Genomic DNA, 16,266 nt, shown 5'->3' on the forward strand with positions numbered 1-16,266 from the left:
GAGAAATATCGAGAGGATTATCTACAAAAAAGGCTGAAGAAAGACAAAAATCTTATGGATTAAACGAAATATCCCATAAGAAAAAATCATCACCAATAGTAATATTTTTATCACAATTTAATGACTTTATAGTTTGGGTATTAATAGCTGCAACAATAATATCAGGCCTTATGGGAGATTTAGCTGATGCAGTTACTATATTAATTATAGTAGTTGTTAATGCTATTATGGGGTTTGTTCAAGAATATAGAACAGAAAAGTCCCTTGAGGCCCTTAAGGAATTAGCAGCACCTAGTTGTAAGGTTCTTAGAGATGGAGCACTTAAAGTAATTAACTCTATTTATATAACTATTGGAGATATGATTATTTTAGAGGCTGGAGATAGGATTCCTGCTGATGGAACCTTTATTGAAGCTTCTAGTTTAATGGTAGATGAGTCCCTATTAACTGGAGAATCAGTTGGGGTATCGAAGGACTATAGAAAAGGAAAAAATCAAGGTTTTATGGGAACAACTATATTAAAAGGAAGAGGAATTTTGTTTGTAGATAGTATTGGTATGCAAACAGAAATGGGTAAGATAGCAAATCTTTTAGATAATATAGAAGAAGAAAAATCACCTTTAAGAGAAAGGTTAGATTCATTAGGTAAGATTTTAGTAATTTTATGCTTAGGAATTTGTGCAGTAGTTACGGTTCTTGGAATATTAAGAGGAAATGAAGTCTCAGAAATGTTTCTTCTTGGAGTTTCATTAGCAGTTGCAGCTATTCCAGAAGGACTTGCAGCAATTGTAACTGTTGCCTTAGCTTTAGGTGTATCAAGGATGCTAAAGAAAAATGCACTAGTTAGAAAACTTCCAGCTGTTGAAACTTTAGGGTGTACATCTGTAATATGTTCTGATAAGACAGGTACCCTTACTCAAAATAAGATGACGGTTAAGGAAATATATATTAATGGTAGGATTTATGATTTAGATAAGGAGAATGTAGATAGTAGTACAAGTTTAGCTAAAGCATTAGTTTATTGCAACGATTGCAATTATGATTTTAAAATTAAAAACATAGATAAGGCTCTTCATGGTGACCCTACAGAAACTGCATTAGTAAAAGCATTCTTTAAGGATGTTAATTTACTTAAAGGATATGTTTCAAGGGTACAAAGAGTTTTTGACATTCCTTTTGATTCAAATAGAAAGATGATGAGTGTAATAGTAAGAGAAGGATCAAAGGAAGTTTGCTACATGAAAGGAGCTCCTGAGAGAGTAATTGATAAATGTAGCTATATTTTAGAAAATGGAACTATTAAGCCTTTAACAGCTCAAAAGAGAAGACAATTAGCTTCATATATAGAAGTAATGTCTAATAGGGCCTTAAGATGTATTGCTGCAGCTTATAAGGAAGAAGGATTAGTTAGAAATGATTCCTTAGAAAAAGATCTTATTTTCTTAGGAGTTGCTGGGAGTATAGATCCTCCTAGAGTTGAAGTTAGAGATGCAGTATTAAAGTGTAAACTTGCTGGAATAAAGCCAGTGATGATTACTGGTGATCATAAAAATACAGCTTTAGCTATTGCAAAGTCTATTAATATTTGTAACACTGATGATCAAGGTATTACTGGTGAAGAAATTGAAAAGCTTAGTGATGCAGAATTAGAGAAGAAAGTAATGAATGTTAGAGTATTTGCAAGAGTTTCACCACATCATAAGCTAAGAATTGTAAAGGCATTTAAAAAGCAAAATAATATAGTTGCTATGACTGGTGATGGAGTAAATGATGCACCAGCTATTAAGGAAGCTGACATTGGTGTGGCAATGGGCATATCAGGAACTGATGTTACTAAAGAAGCTGCATCTATGGTACTTATGGATGATAACTTTAAGACAATAGTTTCTGCAGTAGAAGAGGGAAGAATTATTTACGATAATATAAGAAAGTTTATTAGATATTTATTATCTTGTAACCTAGGAGAAGTTTTGACTATGTTCCTTGCATCAATTTTCTATTTACCTAATCCATTAACACCTATTCAAATATTATTTGTAAATTTAGCTACAGATGGCCTTCCAGCTATAGCCTTAGGGGTTGATCCAGCAGATAAAGATATAATGATGCAACAACCAAGAGAAAAGGGAGAAAGCATATTTGCTCGTGGTTTATGGTCTAAGATACTTGTAAGGGGATGTTTAATTGGTATTTGTACATTAATGGCTTTTATGACAGGAAGATTATATGGAATGGATTTAGCAACCTGTAGAACATTAGCACTTACTACATTAGTAATGTCTCAACTCTTACATGTATTTGAATGTAGATCTGAAAGACATTCAATCTTCGAAATAAAATTATTTACAAATCCATATTTAGTAGGAGCAGTTTTAGTTTCGATAACTATGGTTTGTGGAATACTTTATATACCATTTTTAGCTGATGTATTTAATACAGTAGCTTTAGGAATAGGCCAATGGGGAATTGTATTATTTTATTCAGGTGTAATATTCTTAATCAATAGTGTTTACTTATTTATTAAGAGCAAAGGGAAATAGTGCGAGCACAATGAAGAATTACATCGATAAGTATTAATTTCGAATTTTAAGTTTTAAGGAAGCTGTTTGTATAAAATAGCTTCTTTTTATTTATTTAATAGTAATTACTGATGATGAACAATTAAGAATGTAGAGTAAAAAAGTGAGTTTAAAAAATGAAAATCACTTTTTAGAGTTTACCTTTAAATAGCCATAAGTAAATTTTATAAGAAGAAAAATAGAAAAATTAGAATATTACAAGTGTTAAATGTTTACATTAAAAATTAAAAGTGTATTCAAAATAAAAACACTTGTATTTGGTGAGCAAACATGGTAATATATTTTTCAAGGGAAATAAACCAAGATTTGGGGTGATTTTATGAGGTTTACAAGTACCAGAGGAGGAGAAAAGGCTATTACTTCATCAGAAGCAATTATAAATGGTATATCTAAAGATGGCGGGCTATATGTACCTTTAAGTTTTCCTAACCTTTTCAATAAGGTAAAAGATAAGTCTAATATGACTTATGAGGAAATTTCCTTTGAAGTAATTAAGGAGTTCTTTACGGATTTTACTGACGAAGAAATTAAATCTGCAATAAATAAGGCCTATACTAATAGGTTTAAAGTTATAGAAGAGAAAAATTTCTTAGAGCTTTATCATGGACCAACCTCTGCATTTAAAGATGCTGCATTATTATTCTTACCACAAATAATGAGTTTATCTAAAAAGAAACTTAAGGTTAAGGAAGAAATAGTAATACTTGCTGCTACTTCAGGGGATACAGGTAAGGCAGCTTTAGAAGGTTTTAGGGATGTAGATGGTTTTAGGGTAATGGTTTATTATCCAAATGATGGGGTTAGTGCAGTTCAAGAAAAGCAAATGGTTACTCAGGAAGGAGCAAATGTTAGAGTTATTGGGATTAATGGAAACTTTGATGATGCTCAAAGAGGAGTAAAAGAAATATTTGCGGATAATGAATTTAAAGAAGATCTATTACAAAGGGGCTTTAGATTATCTTCTGCAAATTCAATAAATATTGGTAGATTAGTACCACAAATTATTTATTATTTTTATGGATATTTTCAATTAGTCAATAAGCAAAAAATAAAATTAGGGGATAAAATAAATGTAGTAGTACCTACTGGCAACTTTGGTAACATACTTGCTTCATATTATGCAAAGGAAATGGGGCTTCCTATTGCTAAATTTATATGTGCATCTAATGAAAACAAAGTACTCGCTGATTTCTTTAATGAAGGTGTATATGATAAGAGGAGAGAACTTATCTTAACTGAATCACCTTCAATGGATATTTTAGTTTCATCTAATTTAGAAAGATTATTATTTGAAGCTAGTGGTAGGGATGAAAATATAATTAAATCCTTAATGAAGGATTTAAATGAAAAGGGCGTATATGAAGTTAGTAGTAATATAAAAGATTTCTTAAAGGACTTTTATGGAGACAGTGCTAGCACAGATGAGGTTTATAAGGCAATAAGGGATTTATATGAAAAAGAGGGCTATTTAATTGATACACATACGGCAGTAGGACATGTTGTATTAGAAAAGTATCAAAGGGTAACTAATGATACTACAGAATATTTAATTTCATCAACAGCAAGTCCATATAAGTTCCCTAGAAGTATAGCTAGAGCTTTAGGAATTGATGTTGAAGGATTAGATGATTTTGAAGTTATTAAAAAGTTAAATGAATTTTGTAAGGTTTCTATACCAAATAACTTAAAGGATTTAGATAAAAAGGAAGTTCTTCATAACTTTAAGTCAGAAGGAAATGCACTTAAAGATGCACTTTTAAAGTATTTAAAGGAAGAACCTAATGTTTAGAGTAAAAGTACCTGCAACATCTGCAAATATAGGACCAGGATTTGATTCCTTAGGTATAGCTTTTAATTTATATAATGAATTTGAATTTTATGAAGTAAATGAGGGCATAAACTTTTATGGTTTCAAAGAGGGATTTTCTAATACAGATAATATAGTTTATAAAGCCATGGAATTATGTTTTGAAAAGTGTAATTATAAGCCTAGAGGATTAAAAATTAGGTTAGTAAACGAAAATATACCTATATCAAGGGGGCTTGGTTCAAGCTCGACTTGTATAGTTGCAGGACTATTAGGTGCAAATGCCATAATGAATAATCCTTTAAGTATAGAAGAACTTTTTAAACTTGGGGTAGAAATTGAAGGTCATCCAGATAATATTGCACCAGCATTCTTTGGAGATATGATAGTGTCAGTAGTTGAAGATGGGGAAGTATATTATAATAAAATTAATATTAAAGAAGGTTTAAGCTTTATTGCTTTAATTCCTGAATTTGAACTATCTACATCTTTATCTAGAGAGGTACTACCAGCTCAGGTAAACTTTAAAGATGCTGTTTATAATGTTAGTAGGGTATCATTGATGATTTCTAGTTTTATTAGTGGTAAATTCGATCTTTTGAAGTATTGTTGTAAAGATGCATTACATGAAAAGTATAGAAGTCCATTAATAAAAAATTATAATTTAGTATATAATAAATGTATGGATTTAAATGCTTTATGTTGTTTTTTAAGTGGGGCAGGACCAACTATAATGGCAATTATTAAAAATGACAATAAAGAATTTTTAGAAAAGCTTAATACTTTTATCAAGGATGAGAATATTCCTTGGAGCATTAAGGAACTATCTATAGATAACTTGGGGGCAACAGTATTTAAAGGTGGTACTAATGAAAGGTAATTTTCTAATTGTAGATAAAAGATCTCTTCCTGATGTTTATGAAAAAGTAGTTGATGCTAAAAGATTACTGAAGGAAGGTAAAGTAAAGGATGTTACTGAAGCAGCTAAAACAGTAAATATAAGTAGAAGTGTTTACTATAAGTATAAAGAAACTGTTTTTGAGCTTGCTGAAACAGAAGTAGGTCAAAAAGTAACATTAAATATGATGATAAATGATAATAAGGGAGTACTTTCTTGTATTTTAAATTATATTTATGAAGTAGGTGGAAGTATAATTACTATAAATCAAGGAATCCCTATGAATAAAAAAGCTAATGTGAGTTTAACTATTAACATTTCATCTATTAATGGTGATTTAACTACCTTAATGGATGGCTTATCAAAGCTAAAAGATGTTGAAAGTGTTGAATTCGTAGCTATGGAGTAATCTCCTTATAAAGTGATTCTTATCTTCAGATGGAGTTTTCTTAATAGGAATACCCTACTCCATCTGAAGATTAGAAGAACTAATCCAGGCGTTTAGCAGTGCTTATCTCCCACTTATAGGAGGTGGGAGTGTTAGCAATGGTAGCGCTGGGATAAAAGTTTTAGATCTTGCAAATTAGAGGCTGTCTTATGGCAGCCTCTAATTATTCTTAGAAAAAACTTTATTTATTTATTGAAATTTGATATAGTATTTTTAAAATCAATTGTATATGCTATTTAAATTAATAGTAGGAGGACTAACTTTGGATATTTATTTAGACAATAGTGCAACTACAAAACCTTATAAAGAAGTAATAGATGAAATTGCTAGAGGAATGGAAGAGTATTATGGTAATCCATCTTCACTTCATGGTCTTGGAATAAAATCTGAAAAGAAGATAAATGAGGCTAGGGAGTTTATAGGGAAATGTATAAATGCATCTAAGGAAGAAATATACTTTACTTCAGGTGGAAGTGAAAGTAATAATTTAATAATAAAGGGACTAGCTAAACCAGGACATCATATAATTACAACTGTTTTTGAGCATCATTCTGTTTTAATGACATATAAAGATCTTGAAAAGAATGGAGTAAAAGTTACATATTTAAATGTAGATAGCAATGGTAAAGTTTCTATAGATGATATAAAAAATTCTATAACAAAGGAAACAGTTTTAGTTTCAATTATGCATGTTAATAATGAAATGGGTTCAGTACAATATTTAGTGGAAATCGGCAAGGTAATTAAAGAAAAATCAAGTAGAGCAAGATTTCATGTAGATGCTGTACAATCCTTTGGTAAGTTGAATATAGACGTGAAAAAGATGAATATAGATATGCTTACAGCCTCTTCACATAAGATTCATGGGCCAAAGGGCGTTGGATTTGTATATATTAAAAAAGGCTTAGTATTAAATCCATTAATACATGGAGGAAGTCAAGAAGGTGGAGTAAGAGGTGGAACTCAAAACGTTCCTGGTATTATAGGATTTCATAAAGCAGCAGAAATAACTATGGAAAATATTAATGATAGTTATAAAAAAGTTAATGAATTAAAAGAATACATGATAAATAGACTTAGTGAGATTGATAATATTAGAATTAATAGTCCATTAAGTGATGACTTTACACCTTATATATTAAATGTATCTTTTACTGGAGTTCGTGCCGAAGTGTTACTTCATTTACTTGAAGAAAATAATATATTTGTGGCTACTGGTTCTGCATGTACTTCAAAAACTAGTTCTGTGCAAGGTAGTTATGTTATTAAAGCTTTAGGGTTAAGCAAAGGTGAAGTTGAAAGTGCTATAAGATTCTCATTCTCAAAGTTTAATACTAAAGAAGAAATAGATAAAACTGTAGAAGTTTTAAAAAACTCATTAAGATTTTTAAGGAGAGTAAAAAAATGAATCAACTAATATTAGTTAAGTACGCATCTGAAATATTTTTAAAGGGATTAAATAGAAATAAGTTTGAAAAGAAATTAAGAGAGAATATTAAAAAGAAGCTAAAGGGAATAGAATATTCTTTAATTTCAGATCAAGGTAGATATTTTATCAAAGCTGAAAATATTGAAGAAGCTACTGAAAGAGTAAGAAAAGTTTTTGGCGTGGCTGAAGTATGCATAGTTACAGAAGTAGAAAGAGATATGCAAGCAATTAAGGAAGAAGCTTTAAATAAAGTTAGAGAAGCTAATCCAAAGAATTTTAAAATTGAAACAAATAGAGCTAATAAGGCATTCCCTAAGAATTCTTTAGAAACTTCTAAAGAAGTTGGAGCTTTTGTAGTTTATAATATGAATGGACTTGAAGTAAAGGTTAAAAATCCAGAATGTCTAGTAAATATAGAAATAAGAGATAAGGCATATATTTATACAACAAAGGATAAGATTAAAGGGGTTGGTGGACTTCCTTATGGAATTAATGGAAGTACAATGCTTATGTTATCTGGGGGTATAGATTCTCCTGTAGCAGGTTATTTAATGGCTAGAAGAGGAGTAGAATTACACTGTGTTTATTACCATAGCCATCCTTACACTTCAGAAAGAGCAAAGGATAAGGTTAAGGATTTAGCTAAGATATTATCAAATTACACTGAAAGAGTTAACCTTCATATTGTACCTTTTACTGAAATACAAATGGCAATTATTAATGGATGTAGAGAAGATGAGCTAACTATTATAATGAGAAGATTTATGATGAGAGTAGCATGTGCTTTAGCAGATAAGTATAATATACATTCAGTTGCAACTGGAGAAAGTGTAGGTCAAGTTGCTAGCCAAACTATGGAAGGCTTAGTTGTAAGTAATGACTGTGCAGATAGACCAGTATTTAGACCATTAATTGCAATGGATAAAACAGATATAATGGATATAGCTAGAGAAATAGATACTTATGAAACATCAATACTTCCATATGAAGATTGTTGTACTATATTTGTTCCAAAACATCCAAAGACTAAACCAAGATTAGAATTAATAAGAAAATCTGAAGAAGTATTAAATATAGATGAATTAGTTAATAAAGCTTTAGAAGAAACAGAAGTAGTTGTTTTCAATTAGCAATTAACAATTAATAATTAGCAGTTGGGGATGCAATTTGTTCCCAATTGCTGAGAAATGAAGAGTTAATGGAATAATGAAAAAATTATGGAAGTGATTTTTTCAAAATCACAATAAAATAAAGAGGTTGCCGTGAGGCAACCTCTTTATTTAAAAACTCCGCAGGAGTTTTTAAATTCATTCTTTAATTTTTTCATTAATTCATTCTTTAATTTTTTCATTCTTTAATTCTTATCTAGTTCTCATTTTAGTTGCTTGTTGTCTAGCTTTCTTTATTTGGCTATGATCAAATGGGTGTAGGTCTTTTTTAGTAGTTAAATTTAAAATGTTTGAAATAGTGATTATGTCAGAATCAGCCTTACCTTTTTCACCTTCAATTCCCATAATAATAACTTTATGACCTTGCTTCACATCTATAAAAGTTGGCTTTTTAAACCACTTTCTTACTTTATATTGAGTTTTAACTACACCCTTGCCTGCATCTGGCTTAAGTAATATCATGGCATCTATTTTTCTGAAAATGCCTAATATGTTCTTTTCTTCAACTTTAACAGATAAAACAGTACCAGCAGTACTAGTCATTCTATCTCCATACTTTTGCATATATGCATCAGTAAAATATTTACTTACTTTATCTTTTAAACCCATAATTAAAACTCCTTTATATTAAGAAATATTGTATATAACAATTATAATATCAAGGTTATTATAACATAAGTAAAATATTTATAAAACAAAAATTTAAAATATTATGATTAAGTATAATTTGCTTCGTCTCCGTCGTAGTCAGAAATTTAAAGAACTCTACATATTAAGTAAAGAGTTAAAGACAAAGGGGTATGTAGAAAGCTTTGAGCATAGATTTATTAGAGTTTATAAAAATATTAAGAAAATTAAATAATATAAAATTATTAAAAAGGAATGGACCTACTAAAAGACCAATTCTTTTTTCATAATATCTAGAGAATACTAATTATCGTATCCTATTTTAATATTAGGGAATTAATATTTTTTATTCAAAATTATTTTTTTAAGAGAATATATTTAGGCTCATTCATAGGATATAGTAAATACACTTTAGATAAAAAAAGGAGGATTTACTAATGAAGGTTTGCTTACAAAGGGTTAACAGCATGTGTAATGAATATAACCTAGTAATTTGTGCAGATAAATGTATAGGTATTGAAATAAGAAGAAATTTACCTAAATGTATCTGTGGTGATGGGATTAAGATAAATATTATAGTGACAGGTTGCGAAGGAGTATTATGTCCACCAGCTTTACCATGTAACAATGTAGTAGTATTATCTAGTCCTATTAGAATTATAAGAAGAAATCCATGTAGAGATTTTAATAATTCAGCTTTTAATAATGATGATTTCGACAATTTTAATGAAGGCTTTGATAATTTCAGTTTTAATGATGAAGGTAGTAAGTTTAATGATTCAAGCTGCTGTAATAGCGTTTCCTCAATGTCTAGAGAACAAGAATTTGCTATCATAGTTAGATCCTTTAGCCCTGCATTATCACAATTTTTATGTGAATTTCCACAAATCTTCTTAGAAGATAATGATAGAACTGTAAGGTTAATATTTATCTTTGATAAAAATGGTAGTTGTTTTGCACCACGATGCAATTCAGGATGTGGCTTTAGAGGAGGTTGTGGATTTAATGGCTGCGGTTGCGGATTCGGCGGAGGCGGCTTTGGTGGAGGATGCGGCTTTGGTGGAGGGGGATTCTTTGGATTAGCTGCCTTAGCATTATTATTCTGTTGCTGCTAACCTTTGAAAAAAACAAAGGATAAGTAAAAAGGGCCAAGATAAGTAAAGCTTACCTTGGCTAATTTATTTTCTTAAATGAATTGTTATTAATTTGTTATAATACTGACACATAAAATATAGTATAATAGACTTAGGATTTAATATTCATAAAGTAAAGTGAGGGAGTATTAATATGGATAAACTTCTCAAAGACAGAATAGATCTGACAATTGAAAACTACAGAAGTGCAAAGGTAAAATTAAGAAATGATGGTGACTTAATAAACCATCTTGCTTCATTAGTCTTTGCGCATAATAACAAAGACATACCTTTTGAGAAGGTAAGGGAAATCAGAAGATATATTAAAGACACATCATCAAGAGTATCACCTTTTAGGGGAGAAACATTATATATTTTATCTTTATTAATAGCTTTAGAAAATGAAGAAGAGAATATTATTAATGATATATACGAAATTATGGAGTTACTTACAGAAGAAGGTTTTAATGAGTGTGATTATTTAGTATTAACATCCTTTGTAATAGCTAAGTATGGAAAAGGAATAGACAAGCATAAAATTTCAAGAAAAATGAAAGATGTATTTATATTATTAAAAGAAAAATATTATAATATCACTGGAGAAGATGATTATCTTGTATGTGCATTATGGGCTTTAAATGATATAGATATTACAACAATTGATGAATTTATAGAAACAATATATAATAATATAACTAATTTAAATATTAAATCAAAAAATGGAATACAAAGCTTAACTAATGCTATTATGTTAAATGGATCTTCAGGTCATATGTATAAGACCATGGAGTTCATATTACAAATGGAGAAAAGAGATATAAAGATAGCTCAGCAGTTTTTACCTCTATTAGGTGTGTTATCTAATAGAGATATGAGAAAGAGTATAGATCTAATAGAAGATGTAGTGGAAACTCTTTGCGAAGAGGAAAGTGAATATGAATACTACATGGATAAGGGATTTAGAACAATTATAGCTATTTCAATTATATCATTTAACACAATAGGAGATAATAGAAATTATATAGATGAGTTATTGGCTCAAGGTGTATATAGTTTTATTAAATCTAAAAATAAAGGAATGTTTGCAGAAGCTTTGGCCTAAAGGGAGAAGTGATGGAAAGGATAATTTTACATGTAGATATGGATGCTTTTTTTGCATCTGTAGAACAGCTTGATAATAAGGCACTAAGAGGAAAGCCAGTTATAGTTGGTGGAGTTAGTGAAAGAGGAGTAGTTTCTACATGCTCTTATGAGGCTAGAAAGTATGGAGTACATTCTGCTATGCCTGTATTTATTGCGAGAAAATTATGCCCTCATGGTATCTTTGTTAGAACTAGGTTTTATAGGTATAAGGAGATTTCTAATAAAGTATTTAATATTTTAAAAGATGTTACATCAATTATAGAACCTTTATCTATAGATGAGGCCTATTTAGATATTACTGATTGTAAGTTTAAGAGTGGACTTGAAGCAGCAAAATATATAAAGTATAGAGTTCTTAAAGAAGTGGGATTAACTATTTCAGTTGGAATTTCATATAATAAATTTTTAGCAAAACTTGCTTCTGATTGGAATAAACCTAATGGAATAATGATAATAGATAAGGAAATGATGCCCGATTTACTTATGCCTTTTCCAATTTCAAAAATTTATGGATTAGGAAAGAAATCAGTTGAAAAATTAAACAATATGGGTATTTTTATAGTAAAAGACTTATATGAAATGCCTAAAGAGTTTTATATAGAATATCTAGGTAAATACGGACTTGAAATTTACGATAGAATTCGTGGTATAGATAATAGAGAAGTAGTAGCAGTTCGTGATAGGAAATCCTTTGGAAAAGAAACTACATTAAAGTCAGATACAAATGATAAAGAGGAATTATTAGCTTACTTAAAGGGATTTTCAAAAGAAATAAGTAATTACTTAATAAATAAAAATATTTATGGGAAAACTATAACTGTTAAATATAAAACTGAAAGTTTTGTAAATCATACTAGAAGTAAAACTTTAAATTATTACACTAATGATTTTAATGAAATATATAGTACCTGTGAAGAAATAGTTGAAAATGAGAATATTATAGAAAACATTAGATTAATAGGACTTACAATATCATCCTTTAAAGAAAATACTATAGAACAGTTAACTTTATTTTAAAATTACTTTAATTATGTTTAATTTTCTTATATAATTAATATTTGGAATTATAAATAAAGTTTTGAGAGGAGATTCTTAAATGAATAAAAATGAATTAGCAAAAATGATAGATCACACTATATTAAAGCCGGAGGCTACTGAAAAGGAAGTAGAAAAACTTTGCAAGGAAGCTTTAGAATATAACTTTGCATCAGTTTGTATTAATCCTTCTATGGTAGAAAAAGCAACTGAAATATTAAAAGGTAGTGATGTAAAGGTTTGTACAGTTATAGGATTTCCTTTAGGAGCAACTACGACTGAAGTAAAGGCTTTTGAAACAGAAGATGTAATAAAAAAAGGTGCTACTGAAGTAGATATGGTTATTAATGTAGGGAAGCTAAAAGAAGGAAACTTAACTTATGTTAAAAAAGACATAGAAGCAGTTGTAAATGTAGCAAAAGGTAAGGCATTAACAAAGGTTATTATTGAAACTTGTCTTTTAAATGATGAAGAAAAAGTAACTGCATGTAAATTATCAAAAGAAGCTGGTGCAGACTTTGTAAAAACTTCTACAGGATTTAGTACTGGTGGAGCTACTGCTAAAGACATTAAGCTTATGAGAGAAACAGTAGGGGAAGAATTAGGAGTTAAGGCTTCTGGTGGAGTAAGAAGCTTAGAAGATGCAGAGCTTATGATAGAAAATGGAGCTAGTAGAATAGGTGCTTCAGCTTCTATTGCAATATGTGAAGGAACTAAAAGTAATTCAACATACTAATAATAAACTTTAATGGGGCTGTTTACGCGACAGCCCTTTACTTTGGGGAAAAACAAAGGAGAAGAAAATGGATTATATTATTTTGATACTAGGATTTATACTACTAATAAAAGGAGCAGATATTTTTGTAGATGCTGCTTCAAATATTGCAAAGAAATTTAAAATACCATCAATAATTGTTGGACTTACAATAGTATCCCTTGGTACTAGTGCACCAGAACTTGCAGTAAGTTTAATATCTTCAATGGAAGGAAGCAATGGAATTGCCATTGGAAATGTTCTTGGATCTAATATTTTTAATACATTAATGGTTTTAGGGATAACAGCTATTATAATGCCAATACTTATTAAAAAATCAACAATGTTTAAGGATTATTTAGTTAATATAGTAGTATCATTAGGATTACTAATATTAACTTTTGGAAGAACTCTTTTTAATAAAGAAGCTGAATTAACAAGACTTTCAGGAATTATTTTATTAATAGGTTGTATAATATATACTTTTTACCTAATAAAAACTGCTAAAAATAGTGATGTAGAAGAGGAAGAAGAAGAGGATAGCAATGACTATAAAATAGGAGCATCAATTGTAAAAATAATTATTGGAATAATAGGAATAGTAGTTGGGGGAAACTTAGTAGTTAATTCTTCTAGTAGCATAGCTTATTCCTTTGGATTAAGTGATAAACTTGTTGGTTTAACTATAGTTGCTATGGGTACTTCATTACCTGAACTTGTTACATCAATAATTGCAGCTATAAAAGGAGAAAATGACATAGCTATAGGAAATGTTTTAGGATCTAATATTTTCAATATATTATTAATTTTAGGTGTTTCTTCACTTATAAATCCAATATTAGTGAGTAGTTCTCTTATAGTAGATATGATATTTTTAATTTTTATATCTATAGTTTTAGGAATATTTATGTTCACAGGAAAAAAAGAGAAGCTTTCTTTAGGTAAGATAGAAGGTTTAGTATTAGTTTTACTTTATATTTGTTATATGGTATTTATAATATATAGAAACTAACTAAAAATAAATTGAGATTAAGAAAGATTATTAGATAATTAAATTATTTATAAGTTTTACTTAGTGGATATAGAACTACTTTTTTACAGCATTATATTTTTATAAAAGGACAAAATATAAATGTACTGTAGGAGGTGGTAAATATGGCTAAGAACAAGAATAATGCTGATTGTAAAGATAAGAAGCATAAATCTCATGGAGCTGAAAAAACAGCTACTAATAACCAATGGGGAAAATAAGAAAGTGATTTTTTAAGAATTACTTAATATAAGTTGAATAAGAAGTCTTTTAAAGATTTCTTATTCAACTTTTTTTATGTATTTATAATGGGAATTTCTAAATTATGAATATTATGTTAAATATGGTAAAATAACTTTACAAGAGGTATAAAATACTATATTATATATAATACGAACTATATAAAAGTCAGGGGGATATAAATGGATAATATAAGGGATTTTGGATCTAAGAAATCATCATTTAAGAAATATATTAGCGCTTTATTTTTAGCTTATATAATTTCCGCATTAGTATTAGCATTAAATAGTAAGTTAATATTTGATTTTAGTTTAAGTACATTTTATATTGTAGGAATTTTTGTTATTGTAACAGGTATTTATGCAACTCTAACCTTGAATAAAAAATATGGCGGGGCAGCATTATTCGTAGCACTACTATATATAATTGCATTAATAGTATTTAGTCCAATTGTAAGTTATAAGGCTCATAGAAATCTTGTTGGAGAAGTAGAAAGTATTGAATTTAGTAATGAAATAAATCATATAGATTTAAAACAACTTCCAATAATAGATCAGGATGTAGCATATAAATTAGCAGATAAAAAGCTTGGAGAAATTCCTAGCTTAGGAAGCCAAGTAACAATTGGTGAATTAGCTATGCAAAATGTAAATGGACAACTATATTATGTTGCACCATTAGAGCATACTTCTTTCTTTAAGTGGCTAAGTAATATGGATGGTACGACTGGATATATAAAGGTTAGTGCCACTAATGAAAGTGATGTTCAATTAGTAACTGAAATTAATGGAGAACCATTAAAAATTAAATATTTAGAATCTTCATATCTTCTTAGTGATTTAGATAGAGCCTCATATTTTAGAGATATGAAGGCTGGACATACAGATTTTACATTTGAATTAGACGATGAAGGAAGACCATATTGGGTAATTACTAGATATGATACTGCTATAGGCTTTGCTGAGTCAAAAGCTACAGGAGTATTAGTTTTAGATGCTCAAAGTGGTGAGTCAGAAGTTTATGATATAGAAAATGCACCAAAGTGGATAGATAGAATTCAACCTAAAAGATATATAAATAATTATATAGAAAAATGGGGAGAACTTGTACATGGAATCTTTAATTTTAGTGATAAAGATAAGTTAAAGGTTACAGAAGGTATGAATTTAATTTATAATGATGATAAATGCTATTACTTTACAGGGATTACTTCTGTAGGTAATGATGAAGGATTAGTAGGATTTACATTAACAGATACAAGAACTGGTGAAACTAGCATGTATAAAACATCAGGGGCTACTGAAACTGCAAGTATGAGATCTGCTGAAGGTAAGGTTCAACAATATGGATATAAAGCAACATTACCTTATTTAATAAATATTCAAAATGAACCAACATATTTCATGACTCTAAAGGATTCAAATGGATTGGTTAAACAATATGCTATGGTTAATGTTAAAAATTATAACGTGGTTGGTGTAGGTGATTCTCTTCAAGCTACATTAAATAAATATTTAGAAGGATTAACTAATACTAATATTTCTTTAGAAGGTAGTAATAGTGAAGAGACTTTAGAAGGTGAAATTGAGAGAATAGGACTTGTAGTTAAGGATGGAACAAGTATTTATGATATAAAAATAAAAGATAATGAAAATATATTTACTGTTTCAACTGAAACATCAAGAGAAGTAGCGTTAAGTAAAGTTTCTGATAAAGTATTATTAAAATATATTAAAGTTGGAGAAGGAAAGTATATAATAGCTAATTCCTTTGAAAATTTAAGTTTAAAAGAAACGGAGAAAACACAATAACACTTTTAAAAAGTAATGATAAATATTTAAGTAATAAATTAATAAAATACTAAATTAAAGGTGAGCTAATACTTTATAAAAAGTTAGCTCACCTTTATAATTTATTTCTTTAGTATCTAGTAGATTTATAATTTTGACATTATTTTCAGAAAAAGCTAAGTAT

At 29.0% G+C, this 16,266-nt stretch carries 13 protein-coding genes; 12 read left to right on the forward strand and 1 reads right to left on the reverse strand.

From position 1 onward, the window contains the following. The 6 genes from E6248_RS05385 to thiI form a co-directional block, all read left to right on the forward strand. The coding region (locus E6248_RS05385; protein WP_316339786.1) for a calcium-translocating P-type ATPase, PMCA-type at positions 1-2,540 on the forward strand (2,540 nt) is incomplete at its 5' end. Positions 2,541-2,898: 358 nt separating this feature from the next. Then, positions 2,899-4,368, forward strand: a complete 1,470-nt coding sequence (thrC, locus tag E6248_RS05390) for a threonine synthase (protein ID WP_316339787.1) — start codon at positions 2,899-2,901, stop codon at positions 4,366-4,368. Continuing rightward, positions 4,361-5,266: a homoserine kinase gene (gene thrB / locus E6248_RS05395; RefSeq protein ID WP_316339788.1), complete on the forward strand. Its 906-nt coding sequence runs from the start codon at positions 4,361-4,363 to the stop codon at positions 5,264-5,266. Before thrC ends, thrB begins: the two co-directional genes overlap by 8 nt. Then, positions 5,256-5,693: an ACT domain-containing protein gene (locus E6248_RS05400; protein ID WP_316339789.1), complete on the forward strand. Its 438-nt coding sequence runs from the start codon at positions 5,256-5,258 to the stop codon at positions 5,691-5,693. The genes thrB and E6248_RS05400 overlap by 11 nt, the downstream gene beginning before the upstream one ends. Positions 5,694-5,994: 301 nt before the next feature. Beyond that, the gene (locus E6248_RS05405; protein WP_316339790.1) at positions 5,995-7,140 is read left to right on the forward strand and encodes a cysteine desulfurase family protein; all 1,146 of its coding nucleotides are present in this window, start codon (positions 5,995-5,997) and stop codon (positions 7,138-7,140) included. Next, the gene (gene thiI / locus E6248_RS05410; protein ID WP_316339791.1) at positions 7,137-8,291 is read left to right on the forward strand and encodes a tRNA uracil 4-sulfurtransferase ThiI; all 1,155 of its coding nucleotides are present in this window, start codon (positions 7,137-7,139) and stop codon (positions 8,289-8,291) included. The genes E6248_RS05405 and thiI overlap by 4 nt, the downstream gene beginning before the upstream one ends. Before the next feature lie 231 nt (positions 8,292-8,522). Here the strand turns inward: thiI and E6248_RS05415 are convergent, their stop codons facing one another. Continuing rightward, positions 8,523-8,939, reverse strand: coding sequence for a hypothetical protein (locus E6248_RS05415; RefSeq protein WP_316339793.1), 417 nt, complete (start codon positions 8,937-8,939; stop codon positions 8,523-8,525). Positions 8,940-9,394: 455 nt separating this feature from the next. Here E6248_RS05415 and E6248_RS05420 point away from each other — a divergent pair, with 455 nt between their 5' ends. The 6 genes from E6248_RS05420 to E6248_RS05445 all read left to right on the forward strand — a co-directional run bounded on the left by E6248_RS05420 (position 9,395) and on the right by E6248_RS05445 (position 16,103). Then, complete coding sequence (locus tag E6248_RS05420) at positions 9,395-10,072, forward strand: hypothetical protein (RefSeq protein WP_316339794.1); 678 nt, start codon at positions 9,395-9,397, stop codon at positions 10,070-10,072. A 172-nt stretch (positions 10,073-10,244) separates the two neighbouring features. Continuing rightward, a complete protein-coding gene (locus E6248_RS05425) occupies positions 10,245-11,192 on the forward strand; it encodes a DUF4003 family protein (protein ID WP_316339795.1) in 948 nt (315 codons plus the stop codon). 11 nt (positions 11,193-11,203) lie between these two features. After that, positions 11,204-12,250 (forward strand): DNA polymerase IV, encoded by a 1,047-nt coding sequence (locus E6248_RS05430; RefSeq protein WP_316339796.1) that lies wholly within the window; start codon positions 11,204-11,206, stop codon positions 12,248-12,250. 79 nt (positions 12,251-12,329) lie between these two features. Then, a complete protein-coding gene (gene deoC, locus E6248_RS05435) occupies positions 12,330-13,004 on the forward strand; it encodes a deoxyribose-phosphate aldolase (protein ID WP_316339797.1) in 675 nt (224 codons plus the stop codon). A 67-nt stretch (positions 13,005-13,071) separates the two neighbouring features. Continuing rightward, positions 13,072-14,034 (forward strand): calcium/sodium antiporter, encoded by a 963-nt coding sequence (locus tag E6248_RS05440; protein ID WP_316339798.1) that lies wholly within the window; start codon positions 13,072-13,074, stop codon positions 14,032-14,034. A 440-nt stretch (positions 14,035-14,474) separates the two neighbouring features. Further along, complete coding sequence (locus E6248_RS05445; RefSeq protein WP_316339799.1) at positions 14,475-16,103, forward strand: cell shape-determining protein; 1,629 nt, start codon at positions 14,475-14,477, stop codon at positions 16,101-16,103. Positions 16,104-16,266 lie beyond the last annotated feature (163 nt).

Origin of the sequence: Clostridium sp., from assembly GCF_032552055.1 — a bacterium.
Lineage (GTDB): Bacteria > Bacillota > Clostridia > Clostridiales > Clostridiaceae > Clostridium.

Bases quoted from the DNA above. Each gene is read 5' to 3' on its own strand.
- thrC (WP_316339787.1), top strand. From the start codon at position 2,899: ATGAGGTTTACAAGTACCAGAGGAGGAGAAAAGGCTATTACTTCATCA.
- thrB (WP_316339788.1), top strand. From the start codon at position 4,361: ATGTTTAGAGTAAAAGTACCTGCAACATCTGCAAATATAGGACCAGGA.
- E6248_RS05400 (WP_316339789.1), top strand. From the start codon at position 5,256: ATGAAAGGTAATTTTCTAATTGTAGATAAAAGATCTCTTCCTGATGTT.
- thiI (WP_316339791.1), top strand. From the start codon at position 7,137: ATGAATCAACTAATATTAGTTAAGTACGCATCTGAAATATTTTTAAAG.
- E6248_RS05415 (WP_316339793.1), bottom strand. From the start codon at position 8,939: ATGGGTTTAAAAGATAAAGTAAGTAAATATTTTACTGATGCATATATG.
- E6248_RS05420 (WP_316339794.1), top strand. From the start codon at position 9,395: ATGAAGGTTTGCTTACAAAGGGTTAACAGCATGTGTAATGAATATAAC.
- E6248_RS05425 (WP_316339795.1), top strand. From the start codon at position 10,245: ATGGATAAACTTCTCAAAGACAGAATAGATCTGACAATTGAAAACTAC.
- E6248_RS05430 (WP_316339796.1), top strand. From the start codon at position 11,204: ATGGAAAGGATAATTTTACATGTAGATATGGATGCTTTTTTTGCATCT.
- deoC (WP_316339797.1), top strand. From the start codon at position 12,330: ATGAATAAAAATGAATTAGCAAAAATGATAGATCACACTATATTAAAG.
- E6248_RS05440 (WP_316339798.1), top strand. From the start codon at position 13,072: ATGGATTATATTATTTTGATACTAGGATTTATACTACTAATAAAAGGA.
- E6248_RS05445 (WP_316339799.1), top strand. From the start codon at position 14,475: ATGGATAATATAAGGGATTTTGGATCTAAGAAATCATCATTTAAGAAA.